The 14,195-nt window shown below is 68.9% G+C and carries 13 protein-coding genes and 1 tRNA gene; 8 read left to right on the forward strand and 6 right to left on the reverse strand.

Features of this window, described 5'->3' with window-relative positions:
- Positions 1-24: 24 nt before the first annotated feature.
- Positions 25-825: an SDR family NAD(P)-dependent oxidoreductase gene (locus HNR13_RS20500; RefSeq protein WP_179608754.1), complete on the reverse strand. Its 801-nt coding sequence runs from the start codon at positions 823-825 to the stop codon at positions 25-27.
- 69 nt (positions 826-894) lie between these two features.
- Between HNR13_RS20500 and HNR13_RS20505 the strand changes: the two genes are divergently transcribed.
- Positions 895-1,449 carry a carboxymuconolactone decarboxylase family protein gene (locus HNR13_RS20505; protein WP_179608756.1) on the forward strand — a complete coding sequence of 185 codons (555 nt, stop codon included), beginning with the start codon at positions 895-897 and terminating at the stop codon, positions 1,447-1,449.
- Between the two features lie 54 nt (positions 1,450-1,503).
- Positions 1,504-2,280 (forward strand): IclR family transcriptional regulator, encoded by a 777-nt coding sequence (locus HNR13_RS20510; protein ID WP_179608758.1) that lies wholly within the window; start codon positions 1,504-1,506, stop codon positions 2,278-2,280.
- Between the two features lie 27 nt (positions 2,281-2,307).
- On the opposite strand, the gene HNR13_RS20515 is transcribed toward HNR13_RS20510, so the two are convergent.
- Together HNR13_RS20515 and HNR13_RS20520 are read right to left on the reverse strand one after the other, a co-directional pair.
- A complete protein-coding gene (locus HNR13_RS20515; RefSeq protein WP_179608760.1) occupies positions 2,308-3,102 on the reverse strand; it encodes an alpha/beta hydrolase fold domain-containing protein in 795 nt (264 codons plus the stop codon).
- A gap of 6 nt (positions 3,103-3,108) precedes the next feature.
- Positions 3,109-3,666: a quercetin 2,3-dioxygenase gene (locus tag HNR13_RS20520; protein WP_179608762.1), complete on the reverse strand. Its 558-nt coding sequence runs from the start codon at positions 3,664-3,666 to the stop codon at positions 3,109-3,111.
- Positions 3,667-3,852: 186 nt separating this feature from the next.
- On the opposite strand from HNR13_RS20520, the gene HNR13_RS20525 reads away from it, so the two are divergent.
- Genes HNR13_RS20525 through HNR13_RS20540 form a run of 4 tightly spaced genes read left to right on the forward strand, consistent with a single transcriptional unit; the run spans position 3,853 to position 9,327 of the window.
- On the forward strand, positions 3,853-5,409 hold the full coding sequence (locus tag HNR13_RS20525; RefSeq protein WP_179608763.1) for an ABC transporter substrate-binding protein: 1,557 nt from the start codon (positions 3,853-3,855) through the stop codon (positions 5,407-5,409).
- A gap of 53 nt (positions 5,410-5,462) precedes the next feature.
- Positions 5,463-6,404 (forward strand): ABC transporter permease, encoded by a 942-nt coding sequence (locus tag HNR13_RS20530; RefSeq protein ID WP_179608765.1) that lies wholly within the window; start codon positions 5,463-5,465, stop codon positions 6,402-6,404.
- Positions 6,401-8,461: a dipeptide/oligopeptide/nickel ABC transporter permease/ATP-binding protein gene (locus tag HNR13_RS20535; protein ID WP_179608766.1), complete on the forward strand. Its 2,061-nt coding sequence runs from the start codon at positions 6,401-6,403 to the stop codon at positions 8,459-8,461. The genes HNR13_RS20530 and HNR13_RS20535 overlap by 4 nt, the downstream gene beginning before the upstream one ends.
- Positions 8,458-9,327, forward strand: coding sequence for an ATP-binding cassette domain-containing protein (locus HNR13_RS20540; protein WP_179608768.1), 870 nt, complete (start codon positions 8,458-8,460; stop codon positions 9,325-9,327). The genes HNR13_RS20535 and HNR13_RS20540 overlap by 4 nt, the downstream gene beginning before the upstream one ends.
- A 25-nt stretch (positions 9,328-9,352) precedes the next feature.
- On the opposite strand, the gene HNR13_RS20545 is transcribed toward HNR13_RS20540, so the two are convergent.
- Entirely contained in the window at positions 9,353-10,252 is a 900-nt protein-coding gene (locus HNR13_RS20545) for a LysR family transcriptional regulator (RefSeq protein WP_179608770.1), read from the reverse strand.
- Between the two features lie 103 nt (positions 10,253-10,355).
- Positions 10,356-10,946, reverse strand: coding sequence for a TetR/AcrR family transcriptional regulator (locus HNR13_RS20550; protein ID WP_179608771.1), 591 nt, complete (start codon positions 10,944-10,946; stop codon positions 10,356-10,358).
- Positions 10,947-11,044: 98 nt separating this feature from the next.
- Here HNR13_RS20550 and HNR13_RS20555 point away from each other — a divergent pair, with 98 nt between their 5' ends.
- Together HNR13_RS20555 and HNR13_RS20560 are read left to right on the forward strand one after the other, a co-directional pair.
- Positions 11,045-12,292, forward strand: coding sequence for a family 1 glycosylhydrolase (locus HNR13_RS20555; protein ID WP_179608773.1), 1,248 nt, complete (start codon positions 11,045-11,047; stop codon positions 12,290-12,292).
- Between the two features lie 4 nt (positions 12,293-12,296).
- Positions 12,297-13,133, forward strand: a complete 837-nt coding sequence (locus tag HNR13_RS20560) for a nucleoside hydrolase (protein WP_179608774.1) — start codon at positions 12,297-12,299, stop codon at positions 13,131-13,133.
- A gap of 202 nt (positions 13,134-13,335) precedes the next feature.
- On the opposite strand, the gene HNR13_RS20565 is transcribed toward HNR13_RS20560, so the two are convergent.
- Positions 13,336-13,483, reverse strand: a tRNA-Ser gene (locus HNR13_RS20565).
- Positions 13,484-14,195 lie beyond the last annotated feature (712 nt).

Below are 14,195 nucleotides of genomic sequence, written 5' to 3' on the forward strand. Positions count from 1 at the left end.
GTCCTTTCCGTGGGGCGGCGCCGCTCAGACGAGCGTGCGGCCGCCGTCGATGTAGAGCACGTGTCCGGTGATGAAGCCCGCCTGACGCGAGGCGAGGAAGAGCACCGGCCCGGCGATCTCGTCGGGGGTGCCGAGGCGCCCCGCCGGCACCTGGCTCTCGAGACGCTCGCGATTGCCGCCCTCGGAGAGGTGCTCGCTGGTGAGCGGCGTCTCGACGTAGCCGGGAGCGACGGCGTTGACGGTCACTCCGTCCTTGGCCCACTCCCGCGCCATGACGCGGATGAGCTGGTTGATGCCGCCCTTGGAGGCCGCGTAGGGGCCGTGGTTCTCGTGCGCGAGCAGACCGGACACGCTGGAGAGCGCGATGATGCGGCCGTGACCCTGTTCGGTCATCCGACGGCCGGCCGCCTGGCCGAGCGCGAACAGGGTGGTCAGGTTCACGTCGATGATGCGCTTCCACTCGTCGTCGCTGAACTCGAGCAGCGGGCGGCGGTCGTTGATGCCGACGCAGTGGAGGACCACATCCAGGCCGCCGAGCGTCTCGACTGCCTGCCCGATCACCCGAGCCGCAGCACCCTTCTCAGTGAGGTCCACGGCGAGGGTGCGTCCACCGCGGCCGCCGATCGCCGGGTCCGCCTCGAGCTGGCGGAGGCGTCGCTCATCACGGTCGACGATGAGCAGTCGCGCGCCTGCATCGAGGAAACGCTGCGCACAGGTCACTCCGATACCGCCGGCTCCCGCTATGACGACGCGGGCTCCCGTCAGGCCCAGCCAGTCGGCCGCTGCCGCCGACGCCTCGCTGACGCTGGTTTCTTGAAGAGACATCTCCGTCTCCCTCGCTTCGTTCTGTGAAAGTTAGTTTTACTCGATGAATGTAACCGGTACGATCGCATCATGTCAACGCGCCTCCCCTCCCTGGCCCCAGCCGACCTCGACGACGCCCAGGCAGCCCTCTACGATCGGATCGCGGGGGGACCGCGCGCGGCCGGCCCGCAGCATTTCGCGCTGACGGAACCGAGTGGCGCCCTTCGCGGGCCGTTCAACGCCTTCCTGCTCGCACCCGACCTCGGCGATGCCCTTCAGGAGCTCGGGTCGAGACTGCGGTACCGCGGCGGCTTGCCTGACCGCTCCCGCGAGATCGTGATACTTCTGGTCGCCCGCCATTGGCAGAGCACCTTCGAACGAGAGGCGCACGAGGGCGTCGGGCGCGCCGCCGGTCTGATGGAGGACGAACTCGAGGCCCTTCGGCGCGGGCGGCTGGATCCGTTCGAAGGGGAGGAGGCCACGATTGCGCGACTGACCCTCGCCCTGCTCGACGGCGACCTGGACGACAGCGACTGGAACGACGCCGCGTCGAGCATCGGCGAAGCGGCTGTTTTCGAGGTGAGCACCCTCGTCGGTTACTACGGCATGCTCGCCCTCCAGCTGCGCGTCTTCCGGGCCGGATGACCACGCGGAGGGTCGCCTTGCGTCGATCGAAGCGCTGAGATACGGTTTCGCTCTATGAAAGCCGCCGAGAGCAACCGCTACCGCATCGAGGCCCTCGCCAAGGGGCTCGATGTCCTGAGCCTCTTCGACGAGACGACGACGGCGCTCAAGCTCCGCGACATCTGCGACCGCACCGGCATCCCGATGCCGACCGCCTTCCGGGTCGTCGCGACGCTCGAGGAGGGCGGCTATCTGGAGCGGCTCGAAGACGGCACCATCAGGCCGGGGGTCGCCGTGCTCACACTGGGCTCGGCCGCACTGCGCGGCTCCAGCCTGGTCCAGCTCAGCGAACAGCCCTTGCGGCAGCTGGCCGAGGCGACCGGCGAGACCGTCAACCTCGGTGTCCTGCGCGGCGACCAGGTGCTCTACCTGGTGCGGATCCGCAACGCCGATCTCGTCACGGCCAACATTCAGGTCGGCTCGACACTTCCGGCGGCCTTCACCTCCATGGGCAAGCTCCTGCTCTCCTACCTGTCGCCGGACGAGCTGCGCTCGCTCTACGCCGACTCGGACCTGACGGCCGCCGGTCCCAACGCGGTCCGTTCGGTGAGTGAGCTGGAGGAGCGTCTCGCCGCCATCCGGCAGCAGGGCTACGCCCTCCAGGACGAGGAGGTCGCCCCGGGCCTCCGCTCGGTCTCTGTTCCGGTGTTCGGGCGCGAGGCCCGGCCGGCCGCCGCGATCAACATCGCGGTGAACACGACCAGGCACGATCTCGCGGAGCTGCGCGGGCCGCTGCTCGACCGGGCTCGCACCGCGGCGGCGGACATCTCGCTGCGACTGCGCGCGGCCTGACCTTCCCTCAAGCATGGCGGTCGCCGTTCAGGCGAGGACGGCCGCGCAGAAGGCGAGCGCGTCGGCGAACAAGGCGTCCCGGTCGACGTCGCCCTGCCAGAGGTGCCCGGCACCGGGCACGAGGGTCAACCTGACCTCGGCACCGACGCCGGTCAGCGTCGCTGCGAAGAGCTCGCTCTGCGAGTGCGGGACGGCGTCATCGGCTAGCCCGTGCGCGATGAGCGTCGGCGGGGCGCCCGGCCTGACCCGGTGGCGGGGGCTCGCCTCCCGCGCCCGCCGCGGGTCGGCGGAGACCGCGTGCCCGAGCCAGCCGGCCTCGCGGGTGGTCGCGTCGTGCGTCTGGCCGAGGGAGACGGCGAGCGCCTCCAGGTCGGACGGTCCGTACCAGTCGACCAGCCCGCGGACGCCGGATCCCGGCTCGAGAGCCACGAGTGCCGCAAGGGTCGCGCCGGCCGATTCCCCCCACAGCACGATCCGGGAGGCGTCGACCCCGAGCTCGTCGGCATGGGCGCGCAGCCACTCCACGGCGGTGCTGAGGTCGTCGACCTGGGCAGGGAAGACCGCCTCGCCGCTCAGCCGGTAGTCGACCGATGCGACCGCGATTCCCGCCGCCGCGATGCGCTCGAACGGCGTCGGCCCAGCGTCCTCCGGGCCCGGGCGCATGGTCGGCACGAAGGTGCCGCGGTCTCCTCCACGCCAACCGCCGCCGTGCACGAACACGACCACGGGAGGCGGAGACCCGAGCGGCCCTCCCGGCTCCGGGAGATGCAGATCGAGTTCGAGCGGCCCGGAAGCCGCCTCGGAGAAGGCGTAAGTCGGCACGGAGGCTCAGTCGTCCAGGAACTTGTAGTCGGGCCGGAACACCGTGCCGTAGAGCTCCCCGGCCGCGCGCATCTGGTCGAACGACGGCGCGTAGAACTCCGACGGCTGCGGGATCCCCGGCTTGGTGGTCGGGGTGCCCAGAGCGTGGAAGAAGCGGGCGAAGCCTCCCGAGCTGACCCCGAGCACGCGTGCGGTCGACTCGATGCGGAAAGCGTGGATGGTGCCCTTCGGCACGTAGCCGAACGCACCGGCCTGGAGCACGCGGTCGTCCTTGAAGCCCTTCTCGTCGTCCATCCACAGATGCACGGCGCCGTCGATCACGAAGAAGATCTCGTGCGTGTACGGGTGGATGTGGGCCGGGATGATGTCGCCGGCGCCTCCCTCGGTCGTGAAGACGTCGTACTGGCCTTCGGTCTCGTCGCCCGTGAGCAGGACGGTGAAGAGCGTGTCGAACACCACGCTCTTCTCGCCCTCCCCCTTGTCGAGGAAGAACGGTTCGGGGGTGCCGGGCAGGATCCCGGCATGGGGGTGGGGACCGGGTTTCGTGGTCTCGTCCAGGGACATGGGTCAACCTCCTCGTTGAGTCGCGTCCTCAGCAGCCTGAGCGCTCGACAGCGCGAAAGCCAGTTCGTCCTGCCTAACGCCGGATAGGCGAAACCAAACTTTTACTCTTCGAAATTTCCTTTCATTCGCGTCCGGACGCGTGCTAAAACCGACCCACACGGCACCACACGATCATTGGAGATCACGATGTCCCGAATCACTTCCCGCGCCCTGGCGGTGACGGCGGCGATCGCCGCGGCCGCCCTGACGCTCACGGCCTGCTCAGGCAGCGGCTCCGGTTCCGGCGGTCAGGTCGACACGACGAAGCTCGTGATCGGTCTCGAATCGGATCAGGCCGCTCTGGGCTACGACCCGCTCCGCTACTCGGCAGGCCAGCGCATGTTCTTCGAGGGGATGTACGACTCGCTGTTCAAGATCGACCAGTCCGGCAAAGTCGTGCCCGATCTGGCCACAAACTCGAGCTACAGCGCCGACAAGACCCAGCTGACCTTGACGCTCGACACCAGGGCCGCGTTCAGCGACGGCAGCACGCTGACTGCCGACCTCGTCAAGAAGAACCTGGACGCCCGCACCAACCCGAATCTGTCGGCGTACTCGTCGTTCGCCGCGGGAGGTCAGAACGAGATCAAGGATGTGAAGGTCGTGGATGACAAGACCGTCACCCTCACCTTCGCAACGCCTCAGCCGGCCTTCGAGTCCAACCTCGTCTTCCCCGGCGGCGTCGTCGTCGGGGAAAAGGGCGTCACGGACCGGAGCAGTCTGGACAAGGCCCCCGACGGGTCGGGTCCGCTTCAGCTCGACGCGAGCAAGACCGTCAAGGGCAACAGCTACCTTCTCGTGAAGAAGAAGAACGACCCCGCCGCCAAGGCGTATCCGTTCAACTCGTACGAGTTCAAGCCGATCCTCGATCCGCAGGCCCGCGTCAACGCCGCACTGTCGGGCGAGGTCGACACGGCCGACATCACCGCGGAGACGCAGGATCAGGTCAAGTCGTCGGGCGTCGGGCTCGTCGCCAACGGGGGGACGGTCGTCGACCTGCTGCCGTTCGACAAGAACGGGACCCTCGCTCCGCAGTGGGGCGACCCCCGGGTCTGGAAGGCTCTGTCGATCGCCATCGATCGGAACGCCTACGTCAAGGCCGTCCACAAGGGCGACCTGCCCACCGCCAATGCCTTGCCGAAGGACAACCCCGGCTACCTCCCGTCGCTCGAGAAGGACTACGCGTACGACCCGACGGCGGCGAAGAAGCTGCTCGCAGATGCGGGCTACCCGAACGGGTTCTCGTTCGACTTCACGATCACGAGCGCCAGCCAGCGCGACCTGGAGGCCATCCAGCCGTACTGGAAGGCGATCGGCGTCACCGTGAACCTGAAGAACGCGGCCTCCACCGAGCAGGCTTTCGCCGCGGTCAAGACAGAACCGGTCGGCGGACCCATCCCGCTGACCTGGACCAACCCGGCGGCCAACGTCTTCGGTGTCCTGTTCGGATTCGCCAACGCGCACAACGCGAGCAACGACCAGATCAAGGGCGCCTTCGGCGCTTACGGGGCAGCGGGAGGCGACACGGCGAAGCAAGCGGCGGCCCTCAAGGACCTGAACAAGGCCATGGTCGAGTCGGGCTGGCTCATCCCGCTCTTCGAGCAGCTGTCGCCGTGGGCGTACAGCACGAGCAAGCTGAAGAAGCCGACGTTCCCGGGCGCCGACTCCTTCCCGATCCTGGCGTCCCTGACGCCCGCATCCTGACGCAGGTCCCGGTGGCGGCTCCGGCCGTCACCGGGACCTCTTCGGAGCTCACGATGATCCTCTTCGCACTCAAGCGCGTCGGCTTCGCGGTCCTCACCGTCCTGGTGGCCACCGCGATCGCCTTCGTGCTGGTCCACCTCTCCGGTTCGACCCCGGGCGGCGTCGCCCTCGGCAACACGGCCACGAACGCGCAGATCCACGCCTACAACGTCAAGGCGGGGTGGTACGAGCCGTGGCCGCAGCAGTACGTCGCGTGGTGGGGGCAGGTCCTCCACGGAAACCTCGGCACCTCCCTCATCGATGGGCGGAGCATTGGAGACGACATCTCCAAACGGCTCCCTGTCACCGCCGCGCTGGCGGTCTTCGGGACTCTCCTGGCGTGCGCGGCGGGAATCTCCCTCGGCGTGGTCGCCGCCGTCCGGCGGGGATCCGTCGACCGTGGGATCACGGCGGTCTCCGGCATCCTCCTCTCCGTCCCGCCGTTCTGGGTCGGCGTCCTGCTCGTGTTCGTGTTCGCCGTGCAGCTCCACCTGCTCCCCGCGACCGGCTTCGTCCCCTTCTCCGTCAACCCGACCATGTGGGCCCGCTCACTCGTCCTGCCCGTTCTGACGGTCGCGGTCACCTCGCTCGCCGGCATCGCGCGCCAGACGCGCGCGTCGATGTCCGAGGTCCTCACCCAGGAGCATATGCGCAGCCTCCGGGCGCTCGGCACGCCGACCAACCGCATCATCTACGTCCACGCCCTGCGCGGCGCGAGCCTCCCGATCCTCGCGAGCGTCGGGATCATGTTCATCGTCCTGTTCGGCGGCTCGGCCGTGATCGAGGTCCTGTTCGCGCTGCCCGGTATCGGACAGGCGATGCAGTCCGCCGTGGGGTCCGCCGACCTCCCCTTCGTCCAGGCCCTGGTGCTCGTGGCGACGCTCGTCGTCGTCGTCGTGAACCTCGTGCTCGAACTCCTCACCCGCGTCCTCGACCCGAAGCTGCGTGCCGCATGACACCCTCGACAACCTCCATCGCCCTCCCGCGACGCACGGAGCGCCGGCTCAGCCGGCGGCTGGTCCGCTCCCCCTGGGCGGTCGTCGCGATCGCCTGGCTGGTGCTCCTCGTCGTCGCCTCCCTCACCTCCCCGCTGTGGCTGCGCTACGGTCCGCTCCAGCAGGACCTCGGCGCCGTTCTTCAGGGTCCCTCCCTCGCCCATCTGCTCGGAACCGACGAGCTGGGCCGTGACATCCTGTCCCGCCTGGTCACCGCGGCTGCGCCGACGCTGCTCGTGGCGCTCATCACCCCCGTCGTCGCGGTCCTCATCACCGTTCCCATCACGCTGTGGGCGTCGCGTCGCCCCCGCGCCGAGGGCGTCACGAACCGCGTCGCCGAGATCGTGCTCTCGCTCCCCGGAACCGTCATCGTGCTCGCCGTCATCGCGGCGGTCGGCACGAACATGCCCCTGGTCATGGGGATCTTCGGCGTCATCCTCTTCGGAGCGCTTTACAAGATCTTCTTCGGCCAGTCGAAGTCGCTGCACCGGCAGCTCTACGTCGAGGCCGCCGCGATCGACGGGGTGAAGCCGATGAGCGCGAGCCTGCGTCACGTGTTGCCGAACATGTCGGCGACGATCGTGGTCCAGTTCGTGCTGCTGTTCGGTGTGGCCATCGGACTCCAGGCCGGACTGGCCTTCATCGGGCTCGGACCGCAGCCTCCCACCCCGACCTGGGGCGGCATGATCCAGACCGCGGCCAAGTACATCTTCCAGGACCCGTGGATGATGATCCCGACCGGCGGGATCCTCGCCCTCACGCTCATCGCCGCCAACGCCCTCGCCGACATCCTCGGTGGCGGCGCGGCGACGCCTCCGTCCCTCATCTCGTTGCGGCGACGGAGGGGCAGGACGGCGGCCGCCGGTGAACTCGAGCGGGCCTCGGTGCTCGCGCCGTCAGAGGCGATCCTCGAGTCCGCGCCGGTCGCTCCGATCGTCGATCTCGACGGGCGCCGGCCGCTGGATGCTCCCAACGACGCGGCCGCATCCGGCACGCCTGCGGACGGCGAGCTCGTCGTCCGTGACCTCGTCATCGGCGTCGATGACGGACCCGCCTTGGTGACCGGCGTCTCCCTGCGCGTCCGCCCAGGCACGGTCACGGGGCTCGTCGGAGAGTCGGGCTGCGGAAAGAGCGTTACGTCCTACTCGCTGCTGGGCTTGCTTGCGCCGGGATTGTCCGTCCGCTCGGGGTCGATCCGCTGGGGAGCCCTCGACCTGGCCCATGCCGGCGAGAAAACGCTCCAGCGAGTGCGCGGGCATGAGATCGCCTTCATCTCGCAGGAGCCCACTCGCGCCCTCGATCCCATGTTCACGGTCGGCTGGCAGCTGCGGGTCGCCATCCAGCGGCTTCGCGGCGTTCGCAAGGCCGAAGCCCGCACGATCGCGGCTCAGCTCCTCACCGACGTCGGGATCGTCGACGTGCCACGCGTCCTCAAGAGCTATCCGCACCAGATCTCTGGAGGGATGGCCCAGCGCGTGGCGATCTCGCTCGCCCTGGCCGGGCGGCCGAAGCTCCTCATCGCCGACGAGCCCACTACCGCCCTCGACGTCACCGTGCAGGCGGAGATCCTGGCGCTCCTTCGCAGCCTTGTCGCGGAGCGGTCGATGTCGGTGATCCTCGTGACCCACGACCTTGGCGTGGTCGCCGACCTCTGTGACGAGGTGTCCGTAATGTACGCGGGCGAGATCGTCGAATCCGGAAGCGTGCGCGACGTGCTCCTCCGGCCCGAGCACCCGTACACGATGGCTCTGCTCGCCGCCGACCCGCACATGGCGGCGGATCCGAACGGGCTCGCCCGTCTGGCCACCATCCCGGGCCAGGTCCCCGCGCCCGCCGACTGGCCACGCGGATGCCGGTTCGCAGACCGGTGCCGCTTCGCGACGATCGCCTGCCGGAGCATCGTCCCGCTCGAGCCGAGGCTCGAGGGAGAGGGCGGCGTCCGCTGCGTCAGACGCGACGAGGTCCGGGGTCAGCAGGAGGCGTGGCTCACGCCCACGGACAAGGAGGGCGCCGCATGAGCGCACACACGACGACGGAGGACCGCACCGCGGCGATCGCGCCCCCGCTTCTCGAGGTGCGCAATCTCGTGGTCCGGTACGGCAAGAACACGGCGCCGGCGGTCGACGACGTCTCGTTCACCATCGGTCAGGGCGAGACGCTCGGTCTGATCGGCGAATCCGGTTCGGGGAAGACGACCATCGGCCGGGCGATCCTCGGACTAGTCCCCGTCGCCAGCGGGCGGATCCTGTTTCAGGGCCGCGACATCACCCAGGCCTCCGCCGCACAGCGCCGCGCCCTCCGCGGCGAGCTCCGGGCCGTCTTCCAGGACCCGTACTCCTCCCTCGACCCGCGGCAGACCATCGGGCAGGCGATTGGCGAGCCGTTGCGGGTGGCGGGGACATCGCGCGGCGATCGGCTCAGCCGGATCACCGCGGTTCTCGACGCCGTCGGTCTTCCCGCCGCCTCGGCGGCCCGCTACCCGCGCGAGTTCTCCGGAGGCCAGCGGCAGCGAATCGCGATCGCACGCGCCTTGATCACCGACCCGGTCCTGGTCGTCTGCGACGAGGCCGTCAGCGCGCTCGACCTGTCGACGCAGGCGCAGGTCCTGAACCTTCTGGCCTCCCTCCGGGAACGGTCCGAGCTGGGCTACCTGTTCATCGCCCACGACATGGCCGTGGTCGAGTTCCTGGCGCAGCGCATCGTGGTTCTCAACCGTGGCCGGGTCGTCGAGGAGGGCACGACGGCCGAGGTCGTCGGGAACCCGAAGGAGCACTACACACGAGTGCTGATGGCGGCATCACCCGTGCCCGACCCCGACGAGCAGGCCCGGCGGCGGGAGACCTGGCGCGCACTGCGCGCATCCGCTGCGACCGACGCGGCCTGAGCCGGCGCATGACCGGCGGACTGTGTCAGGCGCGCGCGGCGCGAGCTTCCGCCTCAACCACTGCGACAAACGCCGCGACCACCGGGTCGCGCCGGCGACGGGTGCACAGGAGGATCGTGGCCGGCTCGATGTCCTCGATCGGGACGAACGCCAGTTCGGAGCGACGGTAGTGTGTCGCGGCTGAAGCCGCCGCGATGTTAACGCCCATGCCTGCACCCACCAGGGCCAGGATTCCGTCGATGTCCTGGGCGACGGGACCGACGCGTGGATGGCTGCCGTCCGGGCGCGGGTCGACGAGCCACCAGGCGATCGCCCGCGGGTCGCCCCCTGAGACGGCCACGAAGGTCTCGTCCCTGGTCTCGTCGATGGTGATGGAGGCGCGCTCAGCCAGGTGGTGCCCTGCCGGCACCACCAGCACGCGCGGTTCGGTCCACATCGGCGTCGCCGTCACGACGTCCTCGTCCACCGCGAGCGGCGCTGGCGCGAAGACCGCATCCACTCGGCCCGCCGCGAGTTCCACCTGCGGGTCGAAGAAACCGACCTTCCGCATCTCGAGTCGTAGTCCTGGGATTCGCTGGACGGCGCTCGCGATCGCTCGGGAGGTGAGGGGGCCGGCTCCGGCCGCGACCACTCCGATGCGGAGAACAGGGGCGGGCGCGTTGTGCCTGGCGGTGATCCAGTCGATGACATCCTGGTGCGCGTCCACCGCGCGGCGTGCGTGCGGCAGCAGCTCCTCCCCCGCAGTCGTCAGAGCGACGGCCCGGGACGTCCGCTCGAACAACGGCTCCCCGACGACGCTCTCCAGCCGCGAGATCTGCTGGCTCAGGGAGGGCGGCGAGATGTTGAGCCGCGCCGCTGCAGCCGCGAAGTGCAGTTCTTCTGCGAGCACACAGAAGTAGCGCAGGGTGTGGATGGGGACGTCCATGTCTCTCCGAAGCGGCCGGTCCGGCGTGTGGTGACAGCGAGCCTAAGCCATCGATGGTTCCGGGATCGATCAGACGAGCGGCTCACGCAAGCTCATGCCGCTCCTACAAGGGGTCGATGAGGTACGTGCCGATGAAGCGGCGGACGTCCTCGGCCATGTCGACGTCGAAGCCGTTGAGCCAGAGGAGCTCGAGACCCTCCGTCATGGCGAGGATGGACAGAGCCGCCGTGCGCGGATCGACATCGGCACGTAGGCCGCCCGCGTCGCGGGTCTCCTCGAGAGCGGCTGTGACTGCGTCGGCGATGCGCTCGAATCTCTCGCGGAAGTGGTCGTGTGCCGGGTGCTCCGGGTCGGTGGCCTCCGCGGAGAGGATCGTGTAGAGCTGGACGACGCCCCGCTGCCCGGCCTGAGCGCGTGAGATCTCGATGAGGCCCGCCAAGAAGTCGCGGCCGGTCCGTCCCTCCAGGGTGTTCTCCGCCTTCTTGTCGCGGCTGTCGAGGACCGCCTCGAGAAGGGCCAGCTTGCCGCCGGCGAAGTGATGCAGGAGGCCGGTCTGGGTCATCCCGACCGCCCTGGCGATCTCGTTGACGGAGGTCGCCGTGTAGCCGCCCCGGGAGAAGACGTCGAAGGCCGCCTCGATGATCTGCGCGCGGCGATCGGCTGACTTGCGGTACTCGCCTCTGGGACCTGCCATGCCAGCACGGTAGCAGTATCGAGATGAAAAGTTGAAACCCTTCAGGTTTTCGTGCTACCTTCGCCGTCACCCGCCATCCTGTTCGAGAAGGGGGCTCGATGAGCACCGCATTCCCGCCCGAATTCCTCTGGGGCGTCGCCACCGCCGGTCATCAGAACGAGGGAGGCAACGTCGACAGCGACATCTGGTTCCTGGAGCACACGGCGCCGACGCTCTTCCGGGAGCCGAGCGGTTCGGCCTGCAACGGCTATGAGCTCTGGCCGGCCGACCTCGACACGGTCGCCGGCATGGGCCTCACCGCCTTCCGGTTCTCCGTCGAGTGGGCGCGGATCGAGCCGCGGCGCGGGGAGGTGTCGGAAGCGGCGCTCGACCACTACGAGCGCGTGATCGACGGGTGCCACGAGCGAGGGCTCGCGCCGATCGTCACCTTCAACCACTTCGCCTCGCCGCACTGGTTCTCCGCGGCCGGCTCCTGGCTCGCATCGGACTCGGCCGAGCTCTTCGCTGCGCAGTGCGACCGGGTCATGGGCAGGTTCGGCGATCGGATCGCCGCGGCCGTGACGCTCAACGAGCCGAACCTCGAGCAGCTCCTGCAGGCCGGCGGCAAGCTCCCTCTCGCGGCAGAGGGGTTGAAGATCGAGATGCTCGCGGCCGCGGCGCGGGCCGCGGGCAGCGACCGGTACTTCGCGTCCAACGTCATTCCGGCGACAGCGCAGGACGACTTCCAGGCGGGATTCACCGCGGCGCATCGGGCCGCCCGGGAGGCGATCAAGGCGCACCGCGACGATCTCCCGGTCGGTGTCTCGATCGCGATGAGCGATGAGGTCGCTCTCCCCGGTGGCGAGCGCCACCGGGACGCCCGACGCGCGGCGGTCTACGACCACTGGCTGCGGGTGGCCCGCGACGACGACTTCATCGGCGTCCAGAACTACGAGCGCACCTATCACGGCCCTAACGGCGAGGTCATTCCCGACGGACCGCGTAACGGGATGGGTAGCGCCGTTGAGCCGGCGGCGCTCGCGGGAGCGGTCCGGTACGCGCACGAGGTGGCGGGCGTTCCCGTGCTGGTCACCGAGCACGGAATCCAGACCGATGACGACGGGCTGCGCGCCGGCTTTATCCCCGCCGCGCTCGACGCCCTGGGAGAGCAGATCGCGGTGGGCACTCCCGTCCTCGGCTACTGCCACTGGACCCTGATGGACAACTTCGAGTGGATCTTCGGCTACGGCCCCAAGCTCGGCCTCCTGTCGGTGAACCGGGACACGTTCGAGCGGACCCCGAAACCGAGTGCCGGGGTTCTCGCCGAGCAGGTCGCCCGCCTGCGCTCCGCGACCCTCTCCGCCTGAGCGCATGCGGTACCACCTCGAGCGGCACCGTGTCCTGATCGATAACGACTGGGCGGGCGACCCCGACGGGCTCGCGGCGCTCGCCCATCACGTGCTGTCGCCCACTGACGAGGTGGTGGCAGTGACGAGTTCCTCGCTCAGCCCGGTGTTCGGCGACCCGGCCGGAACCGCCGCGCGCGGAGCCGCGGCGGCCGACGAGCTTCTGGAACTGCTCGGGGAGGAGCGTCCCGGCGCCGCCGTGGCCGGCTGCGATCAGGCATTCGGGTCAGAGGGACGTAACTCGGCCGCCGCCACACGGATCGTTCAGGAGGCGCGCCGTGGCAGCGCCGACTCCCCACTGCTCATCGTCTGCGGCGGCCCGCTCACGAACATCGCCGACGCGCTCCGCGCCGATCCGGGGATCGTCGAATCGATCACCCTCGCCTGGGTCGGCGGGTCCGCCGACTCAGGCGACTTCGAGTACAACCGCGACACAGACGTAGCCGCCCACGACTTCGTGTTCTCGCACGACGCGTTGACCATCTACTCGTTCCCGATCGACGTCTACCGGGCCATCGCCCTCACCGTAGCGGAGCTCGAAGACCGGCTCAGCTCGGCGGGCCCGGTCGGCGAGTGGCTGTGGGACCGCTATGCGAACCTGCCGCTGCCTCCCGGCATGGTCGCGGACCCGGTATGGCCGCTCGGTGACAGTGCGCCCCTCGCGCTCTCGACGCTGGGGCCGGGCGCCGGCACCTACAGGGCGGCGGGTCCGAACCGGTTCGTCTGCGAACGGCTGGAGGGGCGGCTGATTATCGAGGACTTCTTCGCGCGGCTGCGGCTGCACAGCCGGCACTGCAGATAGTCGTGCGTCAGCGGTTCGCGGTGCGCCGAGGTCGATGCCCACGGCACTGTTTCGATGACCACAGCTTCACCCAGTTGTGGGGGCTCCGTTACCGCCAGATCCCAGTAATGGCGCGGATCTACAGGGTGAACTGTGGGGCTTTTGTGGGGTTTTGGGTCAAATAGAGCAACTGAAAATAGCCCCTGACCAGCATATACATCGGCGGAGACGGAGGGATTTGAACCCTCGGTCCCCTTACGGGGACTCCACCTTAGCAGGGTCAAGACACTCGGGACGTGGCCGCAAGACTCGGGAGTGGATGCCACTAGTAGAGCGCCATGCACAAAGGGGAGATGACTACAACTGTCCCCCTGCTGTCCCGGCTCACCGCTCCTTGGACCCGCGTAGGCCGTCGGGACGACGTGGCGCGCCCTCGCCACGGGCTAGAAGCGTGCCGGCCAAGAGAAGCCCCGGACGAACCGCACGGACGTGGCCACCATGGCGGCGGAGTAGCCGAAACGGTGCGCGACCGGAACCCGGGTCGCCCAGCCCGGATGCGGCAGCCCATCCCCACCAGGCCGACTGGGGCCCGCGCCCCTCACAAGTCCCCCGCCCATTTGGTCGCGATATTCGGGTCGGGTGGTTGACCAATTTCGCAATGAATACACCGCGCTGCCTCTTCAAGCCGTTGCCTCCATTGAGTTTTCCGTGCCCACGGACGCCGAAGGCAACATTGGCGAAGAAGCGTAAGCAGATTTTGTAGCGCGTTCGCAGAGAGCGACAGCCCTCCAAGACGGTGCAGAGGAGCTGTAAGGGAGTTGGCCCAGACAACTGCCCCTACCTAGCTCAAGCGACGCCTCCGACGTCAGAGAGGTCTCGCTCACTGACCCGCCCACATTTGCGTTTCTCAAGCGCGAAACGGGATGGAAACCTATGGTTCCGTGCAGCCCGCGAGGCTCGACGCCGGGCGGAGGCCAGGTCACCCAACGGGCGATGCGCCTTTCGGTGTCACCACGAGCCCGCCTCCGGGCTCGCACGACAGCTGACTCCCTCGGCCCGAATGTGTGAGACCGCCCGTTTGCG

It is taken from the genome of Leifsonia shinshuensis (genome assembly GCF_013410375.1).
Lineage (GTDB): Bacteria > Actinomycetota > Actinomycetes > Actinomycetales > Microbacteriaceae > Leifsonia > Leifsonia shinshuensis.

What these genes read in the sequence shown, in the direction of transcription:
- HNR13_RS20525 (WP_179608763.1), top strand. Translation starts at nt 3,853, where the DNA reads ATGTCCCGAATCACTTCCCGCGCCCTGGCGGTGACGGCGGCGATCGCC.
- HNR13_RS20555 (WP_179608773.1), top strand. Translation starts at nt 11,045, where the DNA reads ATGAGCACCGCATTCCCGCCCGAATTCCTCTGGGGCGTCGCCACCGCC.
- HNR13_RS20540 (WP_179608768.1), top strand. Translation starts at nt 8,458, where the DNA reads ATGAGCGCACACACGACGACGGAGGACCGCACCGCGGCGATCGCGCCC.
- HNR13_RS20530 (WP_179608765.1), top strand. Translation starts at nt 5,463, where the DNA reads ATGATCCTCTTCGCACTCAAGCGCGTCGGCTTCGCGGTCCTCACCGTC.
- HNR13_RS20510 (WP_179608758.1), top strand. Translation starts at nt 1,504, where the DNA reads ATGAAAGCCGCCGAGAGCAACCGCTACCGCATCGAGGCCCTCGCCAAG.
- HNR13_RS20545 (WP_179608770.1), bottom strand. Translation starts at nt 10,252, where the DNA reads ATGGACGTCCCCATCCACACCCTGCGCTACTTCTGTGTGCTCGCAGAA.
- HNR13_RS20560 (WP_179608774.1), top strand. Translation starts at nt 12,297, where the DNA reads ATGCGGTACCACCTCGAGCGGCACCGTGTCCTGATCGATAACGACTGG.
- HNR13_RS20505 (WP_179608756.1), top strand. Translation starts at nt 895, where the DNA reads ATGTCAACGCGCCTCCCCTCCCTGGCCCCAGCCGACCTCGACGACGCC.
- HNR13_RS20520 (WP_179608762.1), bottom strand. Translation starts at nt 3,666, where the DNA reads ATGTCCCTGGACGAGACCACGAAACCCGGTCCCCACCCCCATGCCGGG.
- HNR13_RS20535 (WP_179608766.1), top strand. Translation starts at nt 6,401, where the DNA reads ATGACACCCTCGACAACCTCCATCGCCCTCCCGCGACGCACGGAGCGC.
- HNR13_RS20500 (WP_179608754.1), bottom strand. Translation starts at nt 825, where the DNA reads ATGTCTCTTCAAGAAACCAGCGTCAGCGAGGCGTCGGCGGCAGCGGCC.
- HNR13_RS20550 (WP_179608771.1), bottom strand. Translation starts at nt 10,946, where the DNA reads ATGGCAGGTCCCAGAGGCGAGTACCGCAAGTCAGCCGATCGCCGCGCG.